Below are 13,563 nucleotides of genomic sequence, written 5' to 3'. Positions count from 1 at the left end.
GCGGCGACGCTTGATTATCCGGTTCACCGCGATGAGACGTTCGGCTCCGACCGCATACCACTGCGTACCAGGTCGGAGGCTCTTTGTGTCTGTTCACTTCCACGCCCTCTGCGGGAACTTTATTGCAGCACACGCGTGCCCGCAGGAGCAAAGGGTTGCGCTACTGACTTAACGTGGCCTCACCGCCGCCCACTCCCCCAGTCCAGTGGTCGGATCGGTCGAAATCGGACCCACCGAAAGCGGCGGCGATACGAGGTGTCCGACGGCATGATAGGTGCACAGGAGGGCATATATTTCCTGCTGCACGAGTTCAGGGCTTTTCGACCGTAATAGCACCCGTGGCCCGGTGATCTGCTCGACGAAGTGGGCGACCCCGTCGCCGCTCGCGACGGCCGCCTGTTCGTAGCGGGCCCTGATCTCGTCGGCCGGCACCGTGCTGTCGAGTACCGAGGTGACCAGCAGCGGAGCGCCCAGCACCGGTCCCGCGGCGGCGGCTCGCGCGGCCGTGCGGTCGCCGCACGGCACCACCCGGACCGCGGTCCCCGGCCCCGGACCTTCGCCTGGACCGGCGTCCGCCGCCAGTTCCGACAGGTAGGAGCCGTCGGGGAGTTCGCGCATCACCGGCAGTGAGTACGGGGCGGGTCCGAGGCCGCCGGAGCGCCAGATCTGGTCGGCGCCGGTCTCGGCCAGCGCCGACCACAGCGCGACCGGGATCAGTTCCTCGTCGCCGACCACCAGCGCCCGCTTGTCGAGAAGGTCTTCCGGCCACTGCGCGAGCAGGCCCTCGGCGCCTTCCTCGGCCCGGGGCGTGATGGCCGCGACCGCCGAGACGCGCAGTCGGCAGTCGGTGAGCGAGGACACCCACACGTCGAGCGAGCGGTGCTTGTCCAACCGGGGCGTCGTGGTGTCGGGGGAGCCGTAACCTGCCCTGTTCGCGGGGGTGTCCGGCACTTCCATCGCGACGCTCTCGTAGACGAAGACCCGCTCGCCGTCCAGCCGGGTCCCGTGGCCCGCGGCGTCGGCGAGGTGGCCGCAGAGCGCCTTGAGGGGTTCGACGCCGAGCCGCATGCGGGCCCGCGCGATGGCGGCCGCGCTGGCCACGTCGCCCGATCCGCCGACGCCTGCGCCCGGGAACATCTCGGGCAGACCGCCGGTGAGTTTGGCGAGCACCTCCTCATAAGAGGAGGCCCCGAAGAGCCACATCGCCAGAACGAAATACATCATGAGCTGTGCGGGCAGGAGACGCCTGCGGCGCTCTCGGCGCTCGGTTTTGTCCACGAGCCGGTCCATCACATCCGGCCGGAAAGTCTCCACGAGCATGCGCAGTGCGAGCCGGTCGGGAAGATGCGTTTCAGGCGATATGTCGAGATGGCGAAACGTCATTCGCCAGAAGCTACCCCCGGAGAACCCTCCGCGTCTAACCCACTATGGATAGTCGGGAGAAAGAGGCACTAGACGGAATTTCTCCGGACAACGACGTCGACGGAGAGTGAGGTCAGCGGCCTCCGGACGCTTAAGTCAATGCACCCTTGTTCGACGAGGTTGGTGTCTGCCCGTCGGTTCTGGCAGCCTCACTCGCGTGGCAAGCGAATCCCAGCACGGGCACAGCAATGGTCTAGTCAAATCGCCGCAACCGACGACATCGCCTATCGCGATGCGCGACGTGTGCAAGTCCTTCAGTACCCCGCAGGGCGGAAATCATGACGTCCTGCGCAACATCGATTTCACCGTCAGGCCCGGAGAGTTCACCGCGGTCGTGGGTCCCACCGGATGCGGGAAATCGACGACTCTCTCGTTGATCTCCGGCATGGAACGTCCGGACAGCGGTGAGGTGCTCGTCGACGGGCGCCCGGTGGAGGGCATTGGCAAGGACGTCGGGTTCGTCTTCCAGACGGACGCGGTGTTCCCCTGGAAGACCGTCATCGGCAACGTCGCGGCGGGTCCGCGCTTCCGGGGCGCGTCCCGCAAGGAGGCGCACGCCGCCGCGGCCGAGTGGATCCGCCGGGTGGGCCTCGCCGGGTTCGAGCGGTACCACCCGCACCAGCTCTCCGGCGGAATGCGCAAGAGGGTGGCGCTCGCGCAGACGATGATCAACGAGCCGCGGGTGCTGCTGATGGACGAGCCCTTCTCCGGGCTCGATGTGCAGACCCGTCAGATCATGTCCGACGAACTGCTCTCGCTCTGGGACCTGACCCGGCCCTCGGTCGTGTTCGTCACGCACGACCTGGAGGAGGCGATCTCGCTCGCCGACAAGGTCGTGGTGCTGACGGCGGGACCGGCCACCGTGAAGGAGGAGTTCGAGATCGATCTCCCCCGGCCGCGCAATCCCCGCGAGATCCGGCACACTCCCGAATTCGTCAAGCTCCACGAACGGGTCTGGCAGGCGCTGCGGGACGAGGTGCAGCTCGCGTACTCCCGCACGGCCGCGCGGCCCGAGACCGTGTCGGCCGAGACCGTGACGTCCGAATCGGCGGCCTGAACCATCCGTACGGAAGAGGCATGAGCCTATGAAGACCGACACCGCGACCGGGTCGGCGACCGACGAGATCCTCGCGCGACCCGAACCGCCGAAGAGCGACGCCGGAGCGGCCCGCGCCGCGCTGGCCAGGCGACAACGGGCCAGGCGCCGCGTGTGGGTCAACGTTGTCAGGGCCGCCGTCCTCGCCGCGTTCATCGGCCTGTGGCAGGTGCTCGCCTCGACGGAGGTCGTCGACCCGTTCTATTCCGGCAAGCCGTCGGGCATCTGCTCGAAGCTGTGGGGCTGGGTGCGCGACGGTACGTCGCAGGGACCGCTGTGGGACCAGGTGTGGGTGACGTTGCAGGAGACCCTGATGGGCTTCGGCATCGGGGTCACCCTGGGTGTCGTCCTCGGCATCGTGCTGGGCCGGCTGCGCTTCCTGGCCGATGTCTTCGCCCCCTACATCAAGACCCTGAACTCGATCCCGCGCATCCTGCTGGGCTCGGTGTTCGCGATCTGGTTCGGTCTCGGCATCAGCTCCAAGGTCATGCTGGCCGCCGTACTGGTCTTCTTCGGCGTGTTCTTCAACGCCTTCCAGGGCGCCCGCGAGGTGGACCGCAATCTCCTCGCCAACGCCCGCATCCTCGGCGCGAGCAACACCCGGGTGACCTTGCACGTGGTCGTCCCGTCCGCGCTGAGCTGGATCACCACCAGCCTGCACGTGGCCTTCGGTTTCGCCATCACCGGCGCGATCGTGGGCGAACTGCTCGGGGCGCAGCAGGGCCTCGGGCTGCTCATCTTCCAGGCGCAGGCCAACTTCGATCCCAACGGGGTCTACGCGGGACTCGTCATCACCGCCGCGTTCGCGCTGGCGGCCGAGGGACTGATCTCGCTGCTGGAGCGGTGGCTGCTGAGCTGGCAGCCGCGTCCGCAGAAGTCCGGAGCGCAGGCGTGACCGCCGTGACCGGCGACAGCACCGCCGGGACCGGGGCCGCCTCCGGGACTCCCGCCATCCCCGCCCATTCCGCCATCCCCCCGACGGTCAACCGCCCCGCGGCGACTCGCGGCCCGCGGCACGACCCGAGACGGCGCACGACCCACCCGCTTCCGAGGAGAAGACAACGCACATGTGGCACAAGAAGATCGTTCTCGCAGCCGCGACGGTAGTCCTGGCGACAGGCGTGACGGCCTGCTCGGACAGCAAGTCCGACAAGACCACCGACGCGGCGAGCGCGGGGTCGCTGGAGACGGTGACGATCGCCCTGTCGAACCAGGCGAACCAGAGTTACCTCCCGCTGATCCTGGCGCAGCGGATGGGCTACTTCACAAAGCAGGGTCTGAACGTGAAGATCGCCAACCTCCAGGGCACGCCGCAGGTCTCCGACGCGCTGCTCAAGGGTGACGCCCAGGGCATGATCGGCTTCTACGACTCGAACCTCAAGCTCCAGCTCAAGGGCAAGAACACCCAGGCGGTCGTCCAGCTCCTCCAGGCGCCCGGCATGGTCGAGATGGCCCGTACGAACGCGCCGTCGATCAAGTCGCCCGCGGACCTCAAGGGCAAGAACGTCGGCGTCACCTCGCTCGGTTCCGCCAGTTCCACCATCGCCTCGTACCTCGCGATCCACAACAACATCGCGGTGGCCGACACCCACTTGGTGGCGGTGGCGGCCGGTGCCACCTTCGTGGCGGCCTTCGAGCACAACCGGATCGACGCGGGTGTCACCACCGAGCCGACCATTTCGACGCTGCTCAAGAAGCAGCTCGGGACGATCATCGCGGACATGCGCACCGCGGCGGGCACCAAGGCCGCGCTCGGCGGCCCGTACCCCGGCACCGCGCTGACCGTCCAGACGGCGTGGGCCAACAGCCACAAGGAGACCGTCCAGAAGATGGTCAACGCCGTCTACCAGACGCTCCAGTGGATGGAGGCCCACTCGGCCGCGGAGATCACCGAGCAGGTCCCGGCCGACTTCTACGCCGGCAGCGGCAAGGACCAGTACGTCCAGGCGCTGGCCAACGAGATGGGCATGTACAACCCGACCGGCCAGATGCCGGCCGACGCCCCGCAGACGGTGCTCCGCGTCCTGACCGCGGTCGACCCGACCGTGAAGGGCAAGACGATCGACCTGTCGAAGACGTACACCGACGAGTACGTCCAGAAGGCGGCACAGGACCACTCCGCGTCCTGACCCCCCGCTCCCCCCAGGGCCCCTGCCCGGCGCGCCCCCGCCGCCCAGGGGCCCTGCGCCGTTCCTCGCCGCGCCCCCCGCCCGGTCAGCGCTCCCGGCCGCGCGCCTTCAGCGGGCCCGGCGGGAGGTCGGGGGCGGACAGGCGCTCGCCGTCGTAGCCGTGGACGTCGCCGAAGCGGGTGGCGGACTGCCAGGCGGTACGGGCCTCGGTGATCTCCTCGCTGGTGCGGGCGACGAAGTTCCACCACATGATGATGCGTTCGGCGAAGGGCTCGCCGCCCAGCAGCATGAGGGAGGCGGGGGTGTCGGCGCGCAGGGGGAGTTCGCGGCGGCCGCAGCCGAGGTAGAGCAGGGAGCCGGGGGTGAGGGGGACGCCGTCGACGTGGGATTCGCCGGACATGGTGAGGACGGCGTACTCGAAGTCGGGGTCGAGCGGGAGCCGGGCGTCGGTACCGGCGGCGAGGGTGAGGTCGGCGCCGACGAGCGGGGTGTGGATCGTGCCGGGCGAGGCGGCGCCGTCGAGGTCGCCGAGGATGACGGTGGCGTGGAGTCCGCCGCCGCCGGTGACCTCGGGGAGTACGGGGTGGTGCTCGAAGGAGGGCGCGGTGTCGCGGGTGGCGTCGGGCAGGGCGACCCAGAGCTGGGCGCCGTGCAGGTAGCGGGCGTGGTCGCGCGGTGATTCCTCGGAGTGGGCGATGGCCCGGCCCGAGGTCATCAGGCCCAGCTCGCGGGGGCGCACCGTCTGGAGGCTGCCGAGGCTGTCGCGGTGCAGCACCTCGCCGTCGTGCAGCCAGCTGACGGTCTGCAAGCCCATGTGCGGATGGGGCGGCACCTGCATGCCGGGCTCGTCGGCGATGTCGTCGGGCCCGTAATGGTCAACAAAGCACCAAGCGCCGACCATGCGCCGTCCGAGGTTGGGGAGCAGCCGCCGTACCTCGGTGCTCTCACCGAGCTGGACGGTGCGGCCGGCGAGCAGGTCGCGGACCGGGGCGGCGGAGACGTCGGCGCGCCCGCCGCAGCGGGTGGCGGCGGGCGTCGTGTCGAGATTGCTCATGGTGCCGATCATGCCGCGCGCGACCGCCCGAAGCGAGGAGGGGACCGGGCGGTCGCGCGGGTCAGGGGGTCCGTCGGCCCCGGGCGGCAGGAATCCCGAGGCCAGGGGCCGGGCGGGCGGTTACCGGGCGGGCGGCGCGGAGTGGGCGGGGTGGATGCCGTGCACGAGGTCGCGGGCCTCGCTGACGTACATCTCCCGGTCGCCGAGCGTCAGGCCGGGGAAGTAGTCCTTGAGCCTGGTCACGACCTGCTGCTCCGACTCGTGGCACTCACGCAGCAGAAAGATCGCCTTGCGCAGGATGTCGCCGTCCATGGGGACCGCCCTTCACTACCCCCGCGGGCCCGTCGCCCTCGGACGATTCCCATCATGACTCCACGAATGTCACCTCTTGGGCAACGGCGTGTACTGGCTCTGCAAAAGATCCACCAGCTTTTCCGGCACGTCCGCGAGGCATCCCCGAAGCCGCTCCCCCAGCGCCTTGGCCTGCGGATCGGCCCTGGTGGAAGCGGCGACGCCATCGCCGAGCAGCCCGTGCACGACGAAGTTCACCGCGCGCAGATTCGGCAGTTCCCAACGGCTCACCGGCAGCGTCGCGGTCTCCGGCAGCAGGGCCCGCAGCCGGGGTACGTCCAGATACGCGCGCAGCCACGCGTACCCCTCGTCGTCCCGCGCCCACAGCCCGACGTTCGCGTCGCCGCCCTTGTCCCCCGAGCGCGCCCCGACGACGGTCCCGAGCGGCAGCCGTACCGTCCGGCCGAAGGGCTCGGGCGGCCCGGTCCGCGCCTGGCGGGGCGCGGGTCCGGTGACCGGCGACACCAGCGGCGGCGGTACGGGACCGGAGTCGGGCACCGGACCCGGCCGTCCCTCGCGGAGGTCGGTGGCGCCGTGCGGCGGGCGCGGTACGGGCAGCCGGGTGCCGTCGGCGAGCACGGTCACGGCGGTGACCTCGTCGGCGGCCACCAGCGCGGGCCAGTACACGCCGTACTCGGTGGGGCGCGGCGAGGCGTGCTCCAGGTAGAGCCCGGGGTAGCCGGCCAGCGCGGAGCCCGCGACGTCGGTGAAGAAGCCGCGGCCGACGGTGTCGAGGTCCGGGTCCTTGACGGTGAGCGTCAACCGGTCGGCCTCGCCGCCGTGTTCGCGCCGCAGGTCGTACCCGGCGAAGCGGCCCGGCCCGCCGGTCGCGTCGCGCAGGGTGGCCTCGGCGAAGTCCGCCTTCGCGTCGAGGTCGAGGCCGGTGAGCACGAAGGTCGCGGAATTGCGGTAGCCGCCGCGGTGGTTGAGGCAGACCTTGAGGGTGTCGGGCGCGGGCTCGCCCGCGACCGGGCCGACGGAGACCCGGTCGGGGCCCTGCTGGATGAGCCGGACGGTGTCGAAGCGGGCCACGACGTCGGTGTTGAGGTAGCCGGGTCCGCCGATCTCGTACAGGAGTTGGGCGGTGACGGTGCCGATGGTGACGGCGCCGCCGGTGCCGGGGTGCTTGGTGATGACGCTGGAGCCGTCGGCGTGGATCTCGGCGATCGGGAAGCCGGGGTGCACCGGGTCGGGGATCTCGGTGAAGAAGGAGTAGTTGCCGCCGGTGGCCTGGGTGCCGCACTCGATGATGTGGCCCGCGGTGACGGCGCCCGCCAGCCGGTCCCAGTCATCGAGCGCCCACTCGAAGGCCCAGGCGGCGGGCCCGACGACCAGCGAGGCGTCGGTGACCCGGCCGCAGATCACCACGTCGGCGCCGCCGCGCAGCGCCTGCGCGATGCCCCAGCCGCCGAGGTACGCGTTGGCGGTGACCGGCTCGACGCCGGAGCCCGCCAGCGGGCGGCCAGTGGCCAGGTGCGCGAAGTCGTGGCCGCGGGACTGGAGTTCGGGCAGCCGGTCCAGCAGGTCGTCGCCCTCGACGTACGCCACGGACGGGTGCAGGCCGCCGACCGCGGCCAACTCGGCGAGTTTGGCGGCCAGTCCCGCCGGGTTGAGGCCGCCCGCGTTGACGACGATCTTGATGCCGCGCTCCAGGCAGGTGCCGAGCACCTCGCGCATCTGGGCGAGGAAGGAGACCGCGTAGCCGCCGTCCGGGTCGCGCTGCCGCGCCTTCCACAGCAGCAGCATGGTCAGTTCGGCCAGGTAGTCGCCGGTGAGGACGTCGATGGGGCCGCCCTCGACCATCTCGCGGGCGGCCGACAGCCGGTCACCGTAGTAGCCGGAGCAGTTCGCGATCCGCAGCGGCGCCCCGCGCTCCCGCTGCGCCCGCGGTGCCCGCCGGTCCTGTCGCGTCTGGGGCGCCTGCGGTACCCGGGGCGCCTGGTGTGCCGTCATCCCACACTCCCGTCACTCCCCCGTCTCACCGAACCGGGACGATCATCTTGCCGGTGTCCGCGCCGCGCAAGACCACCAGGGGGCGCGCCCGGGGCGGGTCCGGCGGCCGGTGGTTGAATCGGCTCCATGAACGAGCCCACACCGCGACCCCCGCTGTCCGCCGACGAGATCATCGACATCGTGGACGAGCACGACCGGGTCGTCGGCAGGTCGTCGCGCGGCGAGGCGTACGCCAGGGGCCTGCGGCACCGCTGCGTCTTCATCCTGGCCAGGGACGCCGAGGACCGGATCTTCGTGCACCGCCGCACCGCGGAGAAGCTGGTCTTCCCCTCCCTCTACGACATGTTCGTCGGCGGTGTCGTCGGCGCGGGCGAGTCCTACGAGGAGGCGGCGCTGCGCGAGGCGGAGGAGGAACTGGGGGTGAGCGGACTGCCGCGCCCCGAGCCGCTGTTCCGATTCCTCTACGAGGACGGGCCGCGGACGTGGTGGTCGTCGGTCTACCAGGTGCGGTGCACACTGCCGGTCGCCCCGCAGGCCGAGGAGGTGGCCTGGCACACCTTCCTCACCGAGGAGGAGCTGGCCGCCAGGCTCACCGAGTGGGAGTGGGTGCCGGACGGCCTCGACGGCTACCGCAGGCTGCTCGAATGGCGTGCGACGCACGGGAGTTGACCGCCCGGCGGCTTAACCCGCGACCAGGAGACCGGCGATGACCGAGGCGCAGTTGGCGGCGACCGAGGCCGCGTACGGCAACGGGCCCCGCAGCCGCAGCAGTCGGCCGAGCAGCAGACCCTCCACGAGGCAGACCGCGCTCTCCGCGACGGCGAAGGCGGGCCAGTACGCGGCGCCGTGCGTCTGCCGCAGGAACCACCACAGCGGCGGGTGCGTCACACAGTTGACCATGACGGCCGCGAGAGCGGTCCGCGTCGGTCGGACGGCGGACGCCGCGGTGACCGCCGCGACGTAGCAGGGCACCTCGACGAGCAGGGTGAGGGCGAGGGCCAGCGGATACGGCACGGGCGGATCGTGCCACGGAGAGGGGACGAGTGGCCAGCGCGGTGGGGGCGCCCCTGGTGGGCGGTGCGGGCACGGGCGATACGGGCACGGCCGATACGGGACGCGCGGGGCGGACGCTGCCGGTCGCCGGTTTCGTCCTGGCGGCGGCGGTGGCGCTCGCCGTCTCGCTGCGGCTGCCCGCGGGCACGGCCGTGGTGGGCCTCGCGGTCTTCGGCATTCTGCACAATGTGCTCGAACTGCGGTACGTGACCGGCCGGTTCGAAGGCGTCCTGCACGGCCCGTTCCTGCGGCTGCTGGGCACGCTCATCACCGGCATCGTCGTGTGCCGCCTGCTGCCGCCGTCCTCGGGCACCCGTACCGCCGAGATCCTGCTCGCGTACGTGCTGCTCGCCGCGGCCTGCGTGCACGCGCTGCGGACCAGGCCCGTACCGCTGGCCGCCTCCTGCGCGCTGCTGGCGGGCGCCGCCATGGCGTCGCTGGCCTTCCCCGCCTACCACTTCGTGGTGCTGGCCCATCTGCACAATGTGGTGCCGCTGCTCTTCTTGTGGGAGTGGTCGCGCGCCATGCCGCGCGGTCGTGCCGCCTTCCGGGCGGTGCAGTGCGGGTGGGTGCTGGTGATTCCCGCGCTGCTGCTGTCCGGCGCCCTCGACGGTCTGCTCGGCGCGGGCTCGGGCTGGACGGACCGGCTGGCGCTGTCGTACACCCCGCCCGCCTGGCAGCACACGCACGCCGGGCTGCGCTTCGTCGCGGTCTTCGCCTTCCTCCAGACCATGCATTACGTGGTGTGGGTGTGGTTCATGCCGCGGTACGCGCCGGACGCGACCGAGGCGTTCGAGCGGCGCGCGCCCGTGCTGCGCGGTGTGCGGGCCTGGGCGCTGGGGCTCGGCGGGGCGGCGGCCCTGTCGGTGCTGTTCGTCAGCGACTACACGCGGGGCAGGTCGCTGTACGCGGCGGTGGCCAGCTACCACGCGTATCTGGAGTTCCCGGTGCTGCTGATGCTGGTGCTGGGGCTCGGGGAGCGGGGCCGGGCGGCCGGGGCGGACCTGACCGGGACGAGGCCGACCGGGACGAGGCCGACCGGGACGAGCGCGACCGAAAAGAGGCCGCCCGAGAAGAGCCCGCCCGCAATGGGCGCGACCGCAATGGGCGCGACCGAAGAGAGCGCGACCGACGCGCGTGCGACCGACGGAAGGAAGGAGTCCTCCGATGCTGCTCGCTGACGTCGCGCCGCCGCAGGACGGTGGCGGCGGCTCCGCAGGCCATGTGGTGATCGCCGTGGTCGGCGTGGTGCTGCTGGCCGCGGTGCTCGCCGTGATCATCGCGGCGGTCTCCCGCCGGAAGTGACCGCCCGCGCCCGCTTCCGACCTGGTCGTTAGTGTGGACGCGTGATCGCTTTCGCCCAGGAGCTGCCCGCGCGGCTGCGTGCCGCGCGGGATTCCGTACGTCTGTGGTTCGCCCCCGCCCGCGTGCGGGACGAGGGCACGACCCCCGACTACCGCTTCTCGCTGGCCAACGAGCGGACCTTCCTCGCCTGGATCCGCACCGCGCTCGCCCTGATCGGCGGCGGTTTCGCCGTCGACCAGTTCCTCACCGACCACCTCGCGCACTGGGTACGGGTCTCGCTGGCGCTCGTCCTGCTGGCCGGTGGCGTCGCCTGCACGCTGCGCGCGGTCAACCACTGGGCCCGCTGCGAACGCGCCATGCGCCGCGGCGCCGACCTGCCCGTCTCCCGCTTCCCCGCGCTGCTCGCGGTCGCCATCGCGGTGATCGCCGTCGCGATGGTGTGCGTGGTGCTCTTCGGCTGGGCCGGATGAGCCACGACCGCCAGGACGGCGGGCCGCCGGGAGTCGGCGGCCGACCCGGTGACGACCGGGATCCGGGGCTCCAGCCGGAGCGAACGCGGCTGGCGTGGCGGCGTACGACGCTGTCCTGCGCGGTGACGGCCGTGCTGGCCGGGCGGCAGGTGCTGCACCACGAGGGCGGGGCGCTCCCCGCGGTGGCCATCGGTCTGACCGCGCTCGCGTTCCTGGCCTTCCTCCGGCTGGCGCACCGCAGGATTCAGCAGCTCGGCGGCGCGCCGCACCCGGCGGTGATGGCGCCGGGCGCCGCCGTCGCGGTGGTGGGCTGCACGGTGGCGCTCGCGGTGTTCGGCGCGGCGCTGGTGTGGTGAGGCGCGCCCTGATGTGGTGAGGCGCGCCCTCGTGTGGTGACGCGCCCTGCTGTGGTGAGGCGCGCCGGCCGCGCCCCTCAGCGTCGTCGCAGCGCGCTCACCAGCGCCCGGACCTCCCTGTCGGCGAAGCCCGGCTCGCCCGCGACGGTCCGCACGAGTCCGTCCCGCACGGTACGGCTTCGGCCGGCCTCCACCAGCGCCAGCGACTCAGCCAGCGCCTGCGGGAGCGCCTGGTGGTACCAGGGTGTGTCCGCGTCCTCGTCGAACCAGCGGCTCGGCGGAAAGGTGCCGTTGAGCTTGGGCTGCGCATTGCCGTACCAGCCCCATTCGGGCCAGGGCAGCGACACGTTGACCACGTGTCCCGCGGGCAGCGTCCGCACCCAGCGGGCGGAATCGGGTGACTGCTGCCAGCGGTCGGCGTTCGGGCCGCTCTTGCCGCGGGGCGTCACCCCGACGTAGCGCAGCTTGCGGCGGATCACCGGCCAGGGTTCGCGGCTCTCGGCGATCCACGCGGCCAGTTCGCGGTGGAGCGCGTCGAAGGTGGAGCCGCTGTGGACCACGTCGACCACGGCCAGCGGGCGCTTGCGGCGGGCCAGGGCGCGCGGTTCGAGGCCCGCCGCGGCCAGGTGCTCGCGCAAGCGCTCCCGCTGGGGCTGCGGGAGGCGGGCGGACCGGCGGATCGACAGGGGGAGCCGCAGGAGTCCGCCAGGGCGGTCCGCGTGTTCCAGCGCGCCGGTGAGCAGGTCGTACATGCTGTCCAGCGAGCGGCCGACGAAGCGGAGGTCGGCCGCGCGGGAGCGGGCCAGCACCTTGCCCGTGCACTGTGTGAGCGCCGGAAGGTGCCACAGCCGTACGGGTTCCGAGCCGTCCGCGAGCGTGCCGAGGCGGTCCGGCGGGCGGCCCTCGTACGAGGACAGCGCCCAGCGGAAGGGCTGCGGCGGGGCGGGTTGACGAGCGGTCACGCGTATTAGTGCAGCACTGCCGGGCCGTGCGGGTAAACGGATTTTCAGGGCGCCAGGATGTCCAGCTCGTGCAGGGCGCCCACGCAGATCTCGCGCATCAGGTCCTCGGCGGCGGCGGCTTCGCGGGAGCGGATCGCCTCGGCGACGCGGACGTGGAGGGTGACGGCGGCGGGGTCGGGCTCGGCGAACATCACATGGTGTTCGGTGCGGCCGGTGAGGACTTCGGCGACGACGTCCCCGAGGCGGGCGAACATCTCGTTGCCCGAGGCGTCGAGGACGACGCGGTGGAAGGCGACGTCGTGCACGAGGTACGCGTCGAGGTCGGCGGCGCGGGCGGCGGCGGCCATCTCGGCGGCCAGCACGGTGAGTTCGCGGCACTGGGCGGGACCGGCGGCGGTCGCGGCGAGCCCCGCGGCGACCGGTTCGACGGCGGTGCGCAAGGTGGTGAGGGAGCGCAGTTGGCGGGGGCGGTCGGCGCCGGCCAGGCGCCAGCGGATGACGGCCGGGTCGAAGACGTTCCACTCCTCGCTGCGCAGCACGGTGACGCCGACGCGGCGGCGGGACTCCACGAGGTGCATCGCCTCCAGCACCCGGACCGCCTCGCGGACGACGGTGCGCGAGACGCCGTAGCGCGATTCCAGTTCGTCGATGCGCAGAACCGTCCCCGGCGGGTAGTCGCCCGAGGCGATGGCGGGGCCGAGTTCGGCCAGAACACGGGCGTGCAGACCCCCGGCGTCGTCCCGCGGTGCTTCCTGCTGAGGCATGAGGACAGCTTATGCGGCAGCACAGTCATGTGACTTTTACATCACGGACTCTTGAATAAGTAGTACCTATGGCGTTGAGTGTCCCCGACCGCTTGCACAAGGAGGTTCGAGCGCATGACCAGCTCCCCGCGCCCACCGCACTCCCCCGTCGTCGTCGTGATGGGGGTCTCCGGTTCGGGCAAGTCGACCGTCGGCGGCCTGCTGGCGGATCGGCTGGGCGTCCCGTACGCCGAGGCCGACGACTTCCACCCGGCGGCCAACATCGCCAAGATGTCGGCCGGTCACCCGCTGGACGACGCCGACCGGGCGCCCTGGCTGGACGCCATCGGCGCGTGGATCGCGCAACGCGAGGGCAAGGGCGGGGTGGTGAGCTGTTCCGCCCTGCGCCGCCGCTACCGCGACCACCTGCGTCAGAGCGCGCCCGACCTGTTCTTCCTGCACCTGGACGGGTCCCCGGAGCTGATCGCCTCCCGGCTGGCCGCGCGGATGCAGCACTTCATGCCGTCCGAGTTGCTGCGCTCGCAGTTCGCGACGCTGGAGCCGCTGGAGCCGGACGAGGCGGGCGCGGTCGTGACGATCGAGGGCGGCCCGCGGGAGATCGCGGACCGCGCGCTCGCCGCCGTACCCCGCTGACGTCGCCGGACTGAC

16 protein-coding genes are annotated in these 13,563 nt (G+C 71.8%); 9 read left to right on the top strand and 7 right to left on the bottom strand.

What is annotated here, in order from left to right; all coding sequences use genetic code 11:
- Window positions 1–168 precede the first annotated feature (168 nt).
- Window positions 169–1,383: a transposase domain-containing protein gene (locus ACIQCJ_RS28845; protein ID WP_401313577.1), complete on the bottom strand. Its 1,215-nt coding sequence runs from the start codon at window positions 1,381–1,383 to the stop codon at window positions 169–171.
- 271 nt (window positions 1,384–1,654) lie between these two features.
- Here ACIQCJ_RS28845 and ACIQCJ_RS28840 point away from each other — a divergent pair, with 271 nt between their 5' ends.
- The 3 genes from ACIQCJ_RS28840 (at window position 1,655) to ACIQCJ_RS28830 (ending at window position 4,647) form a co-directional block, all read left to right on the top strand.
- Entirely contained in the window at window positions 1,655–2,479 is an 825-nt protein-coding gene (locus ACIQCJ_RS28840) for an ABC transporter ATP-binding protein (protein ID WP_401313671.1), read from the top strand.
- Between the two features lie 28 nt (window positions 2,480–2,507).
- Window positions 2,508–3,413: an ABC transporter permease subunit gene (locus ACIQCJ_RS28835; protein ID WP_391048469.1), complete on the top strand. Its 906-nt coding sequence runs from the start codon at window positions 2,508–2,510 to the stop codon at window positions 3,411–3,413.
- Window positions 3,414–3,585: 172 nt separating this feature from the next.
- On the top strand, window positions 3,586–4,647 hold the full coding sequence (locus ACIQCJ_RS28830) for an ABC transporter substrate-binding protein (protein ID WP_355333331.1): 1,062 nt from the start codon (window positions 3,586–3,588) through the stop codon (window positions 4,645–4,647).
- Between the two features lie 85 nt (window positions 4,648–4,732).
- Here ACIQCJ_RS28830 and ACIQCJ_RS28825 read toward each other — a convergent pair whose 3' ends face one another.
- The 3 genes from ACIQCJ_RS28825 to ACIQCJ_RS28815 form a co-directional block, all read right to left on the bottom strand.
- Complete coding sequence (locus ACIQCJ_RS28825) at window positions 4,733–5,701, bottom strand: pirin family protein (RefSeq protein WP_402712988.1); 969 nt, start codon at window positions 5,699–5,701, stop codon at window positions 4,733–4,735.
- A gap of 120 nt (window positions 5,702–5,821) precedes the next feature.
- Window positions 5,822–6,013 carry a hypothetical protein gene (locus ACIQCJ_RS28820; protein WP_188283824.1) on the bottom strand — a complete coding sequence of 64 codons (192 nt, stop codon included), beginning with the start codon at window positions 6,011–6,013 and terminating at the stop codon, window positions 5,822–5,824.
- Between the two features lie 69 nt (window positions 6,014–6,082).
- Window positions 6,083–8,005 carry an acyclic terpene utilization AtuA family protein gene (locus tag ACIQCJ_RS28815; RefSeq protein ID WP_391048475.1) on the bottom strand — a complete coding sequence of 641 codons (1,923 nt, stop codon included), beginning with the start codon at window positions 8,003–8,005 and terminating at the stop codon, window positions 6,083–6,085.
- A 126-nt stretch (window positions 8,006–8,131) separates the two neighbouring features.
- On the opposite strand from ACIQCJ_RS28815, the gene ACIQCJ_RS28810 reads away from it, so the two are divergent.
- Window positions 8,132–8,674 (top strand): NUDIX hydrolase, encoded by a 543-nt coding sequence (locus ACIQCJ_RS28810; protein ID WP_402712987.1) that lies wholly within the window; start codon window positions 8,132–8,134, stop codon window positions 8,672–8,674.
- A gap of 12 nt (window positions 8,675–8,686) precedes the next feature.
- Here ACIQCJ_RS28810 and ACIQCJ_RS28805 read toward each other — a convergent pair whose 3' ends face one another.
- The gene (locus ACIQCJ_RS28805) at window positions 8,687–9,019 is read right to left on the bottom strand and encodes a hypothetical protein (RefSeq protein ID WP_391161247.1); all 333 of its coding nucleotides are present in this window, start codon (window positions 9,017–9,019) and stop codon (window positions 8,687–8,689) included.
- Between the two features lie 29 nt (window positions 9,020–9,048).
- Between ACIQCJ_RS28805 and ACIQCJ_RS28800 the strand changes: the two genes are divergently transcribed.
- The 4 genes from ACIQCJ_RS28800 (at window position 9,049) to ACIQCJ_RS28785 (ending at window position 11,189) form a co-directional block, all read left to right on the top strand.
- Window positions 9,049–10,239, top strand: coding sequence for a hypothetical protein (locus ACIQCJ_RS28800; RefSeq protein ID WP_402712986.1), 1,191 nt, complete (start codon window positions 9,049–9,051; stop codon window positions 10,237–10,239).
- Window positions 10,226–10,363, top strand: a complete 138-nt coding sequence (locus ACIQCJ_RS28795; RefSeq protein WP_355333343.1) for a hypothetical protein — start codon at window positions 10,226–10,228, stop codon at window positions 10,361–10,363. Before ACIQCJ_RS28800 ends, ACIQCJ_RS28795 begins: the two co-directional genes overlap by 14 nt.
- Window positions 10,364–10,437: 74 nt before the next feature.
- Window positions 10,438–10,833, top strand: a complete 396-nt coding sequence (locus ACIQCJ_RS28790; RefSeq protein ID WP_188283850.1) for a YidH family protein — start codon at window positions 10,438–10,440, stop codon at window positions 10,831–10,833.
- The gene (locus ACIQCJ_RS28785; RefSeq protein ID WP_401313565.1) at window positions 10,830–11,189 is read left to right on the top strand and encodes a DUF202 domain-containing protein; all 360 of its coding nucleotides are present in this window, start codon (window positions 10,830–10,832) and stop codon (window positions 11,187–11,189) included. Before ACIQCJ_RS28790 ends, ACIQCJ_RS28785 begins: the two co-directional genes overlap by 4 nt.
- A 77-nt stretch (window positions 11,190–11,266) precedes the next feature.
- Here ACIQCJ_RS28785 and ACIQCJ_RS28780 read toward each other — a convergent pair whose 3' ends face one another.
- Complete coding sequence (locus tag ACIQCJ_RS28780; protein ID WP_402712985.1) at window positions 11,267–12,151, bottom strand: hypothetical protein; 885 nt, start codon at window positions 12,149–12,151, stop codon at window positions 11,267–11,269.
- Between the two features lie 44 nt (window positions 12,152–12,195).
- The gene (locus tag ACIQCJ_RS28775; RefSeq protein ID WP_401313563.1) at window positions 12,196–12,915 is read right to left on the bottom strand and encodes a FadR/GntR family transcriptional regulator; all 720 of its coding nucleotides are present in this window, start codon (window positions 12,913–12,915) and stop codon (window positions 12,196–12,198) included.
- 114 nt (window positions 12,916–13,029) lie between these two features.
- Between ACIQCJ_RS28775 and ACIQCJ_RS28770 the strand changes: the two genes are divergently transcribed.
- A complete protein-coding gene (locus ACIQCJ_RS28770; protein ID WP_355333353.1) occupies window positions 13,030–13,548 on the top strand; it encodes a gluconokinase in 519 nt (172 codons plus the stop codon).
- Window positions 13,549–13,563 lie beyond the last annotated feature (15 nt).

This window comes from Streptomyces sp. NPDC093221 (assembly GCF_044753885.1).
Classification (GTDB): domain Bacteria; phylum Actinomycetota; class Actinomycetes; order Streptomycetales; family Streptomycetaceae; genus Actinacidiphila.
The sequence above is the reverse complement of the archived record's forward strand: the minus strand, read 5'-3'. Positions and strand labels throughout refer to the sequence as shown.

Excerpts from the sequence above, each read along its gene's own strand:
- ACIQCJ_RS28845 (WP_401313577.1), bottom strand. The coding sequence starts at position 1,383 with ATGACGTTTCGCCATCTCGACATATCGCCTGAAACGCATCTTCCCGAC.
- ACIQCJ_RS28840 (WP_401313671.1), top strand. The coding sequence starts at position 1,655 with ATGCGCGACGTGTGCAAGTCCTTCAGTACCCCGCAGGGCGGAAATCAT.
- ACIQCJ_RS28835 (WP_391048469.1), top strand. The coding sequence starts at position 2,508 with ATGAAGACCGACACCGCGACCGGGTCGGCGACCGACGAGATCCTCGCG.
- ACIQCJ_RS28830 (WP_355333331.1), top strand. The coding sequence starts at position 3,586 with ATGTGGCACAAGAAGATCGTTCTCGCAGCCGCGACGGTAGTCCTGGCG.
- ACIQCJ_RS28825 (WP_402712988.1), bottom strand. The coding sequence starts at position 5,701 with ATGAGCAATCTCGACACGACGCCCGCCGCCACCCGCTGCGGCGGGCGC.
- ACIQCJ_RS28820 (WP_188283824.1), bottom strand. The coding sequence starts at position 6,013 with ATGGACGGCGACATCCTGCGCAAGGCGATCTTTCTGCTGCGTGAGTGC.
- ACIQCJ_RS28815 (WP_391048475.1), bottom strand. The coding sequence starts at position 8,005 with ATGACGGCACACCAGGCGCCCCGGGTACCGCAGGCGCCCCAGACGCGA.
- ACIQCJ_RS28810 (WP_402712987.1), top strand. The coding sequence starts at position 8,132 with ATGAACGAGCCCACACCGCGACCCCCGCTGTCCGCCGACGAGATCATC.
- ACIQCJ_RS28795 (WP_355333343.1), top strand. The coding sequence starts at position 10,226 with ATGCTGCTCGCTGACGTCGCGCCGCCGCAGGACGGTGGCGGCGGCTCC.
- ACIQCJ_RS28785 (WP_401313565.1), top strand. The coding sequence starts at position 10,830 with ATGAGCCACGACCGCCAGGACGGCGGGCCGCCGGGAGTCGGCGGCCGA.
- ACIQCJ_RS28775 (WP_401313563.1), bottom strand. The coding sequence starts at position 12,915 with ATGCCTCAGCAGGAAGCACCGCGGGACGACGCCGGGGGTCTGCACGCC.
- ACIQCJ_RS28770 (WP_355333353.1), top strand. The coding sequence starts at position 13,030 with ATGACCAGCTCCCCGCGCCCACCGCACTCCCCCGTCGTCGTCGTGATG.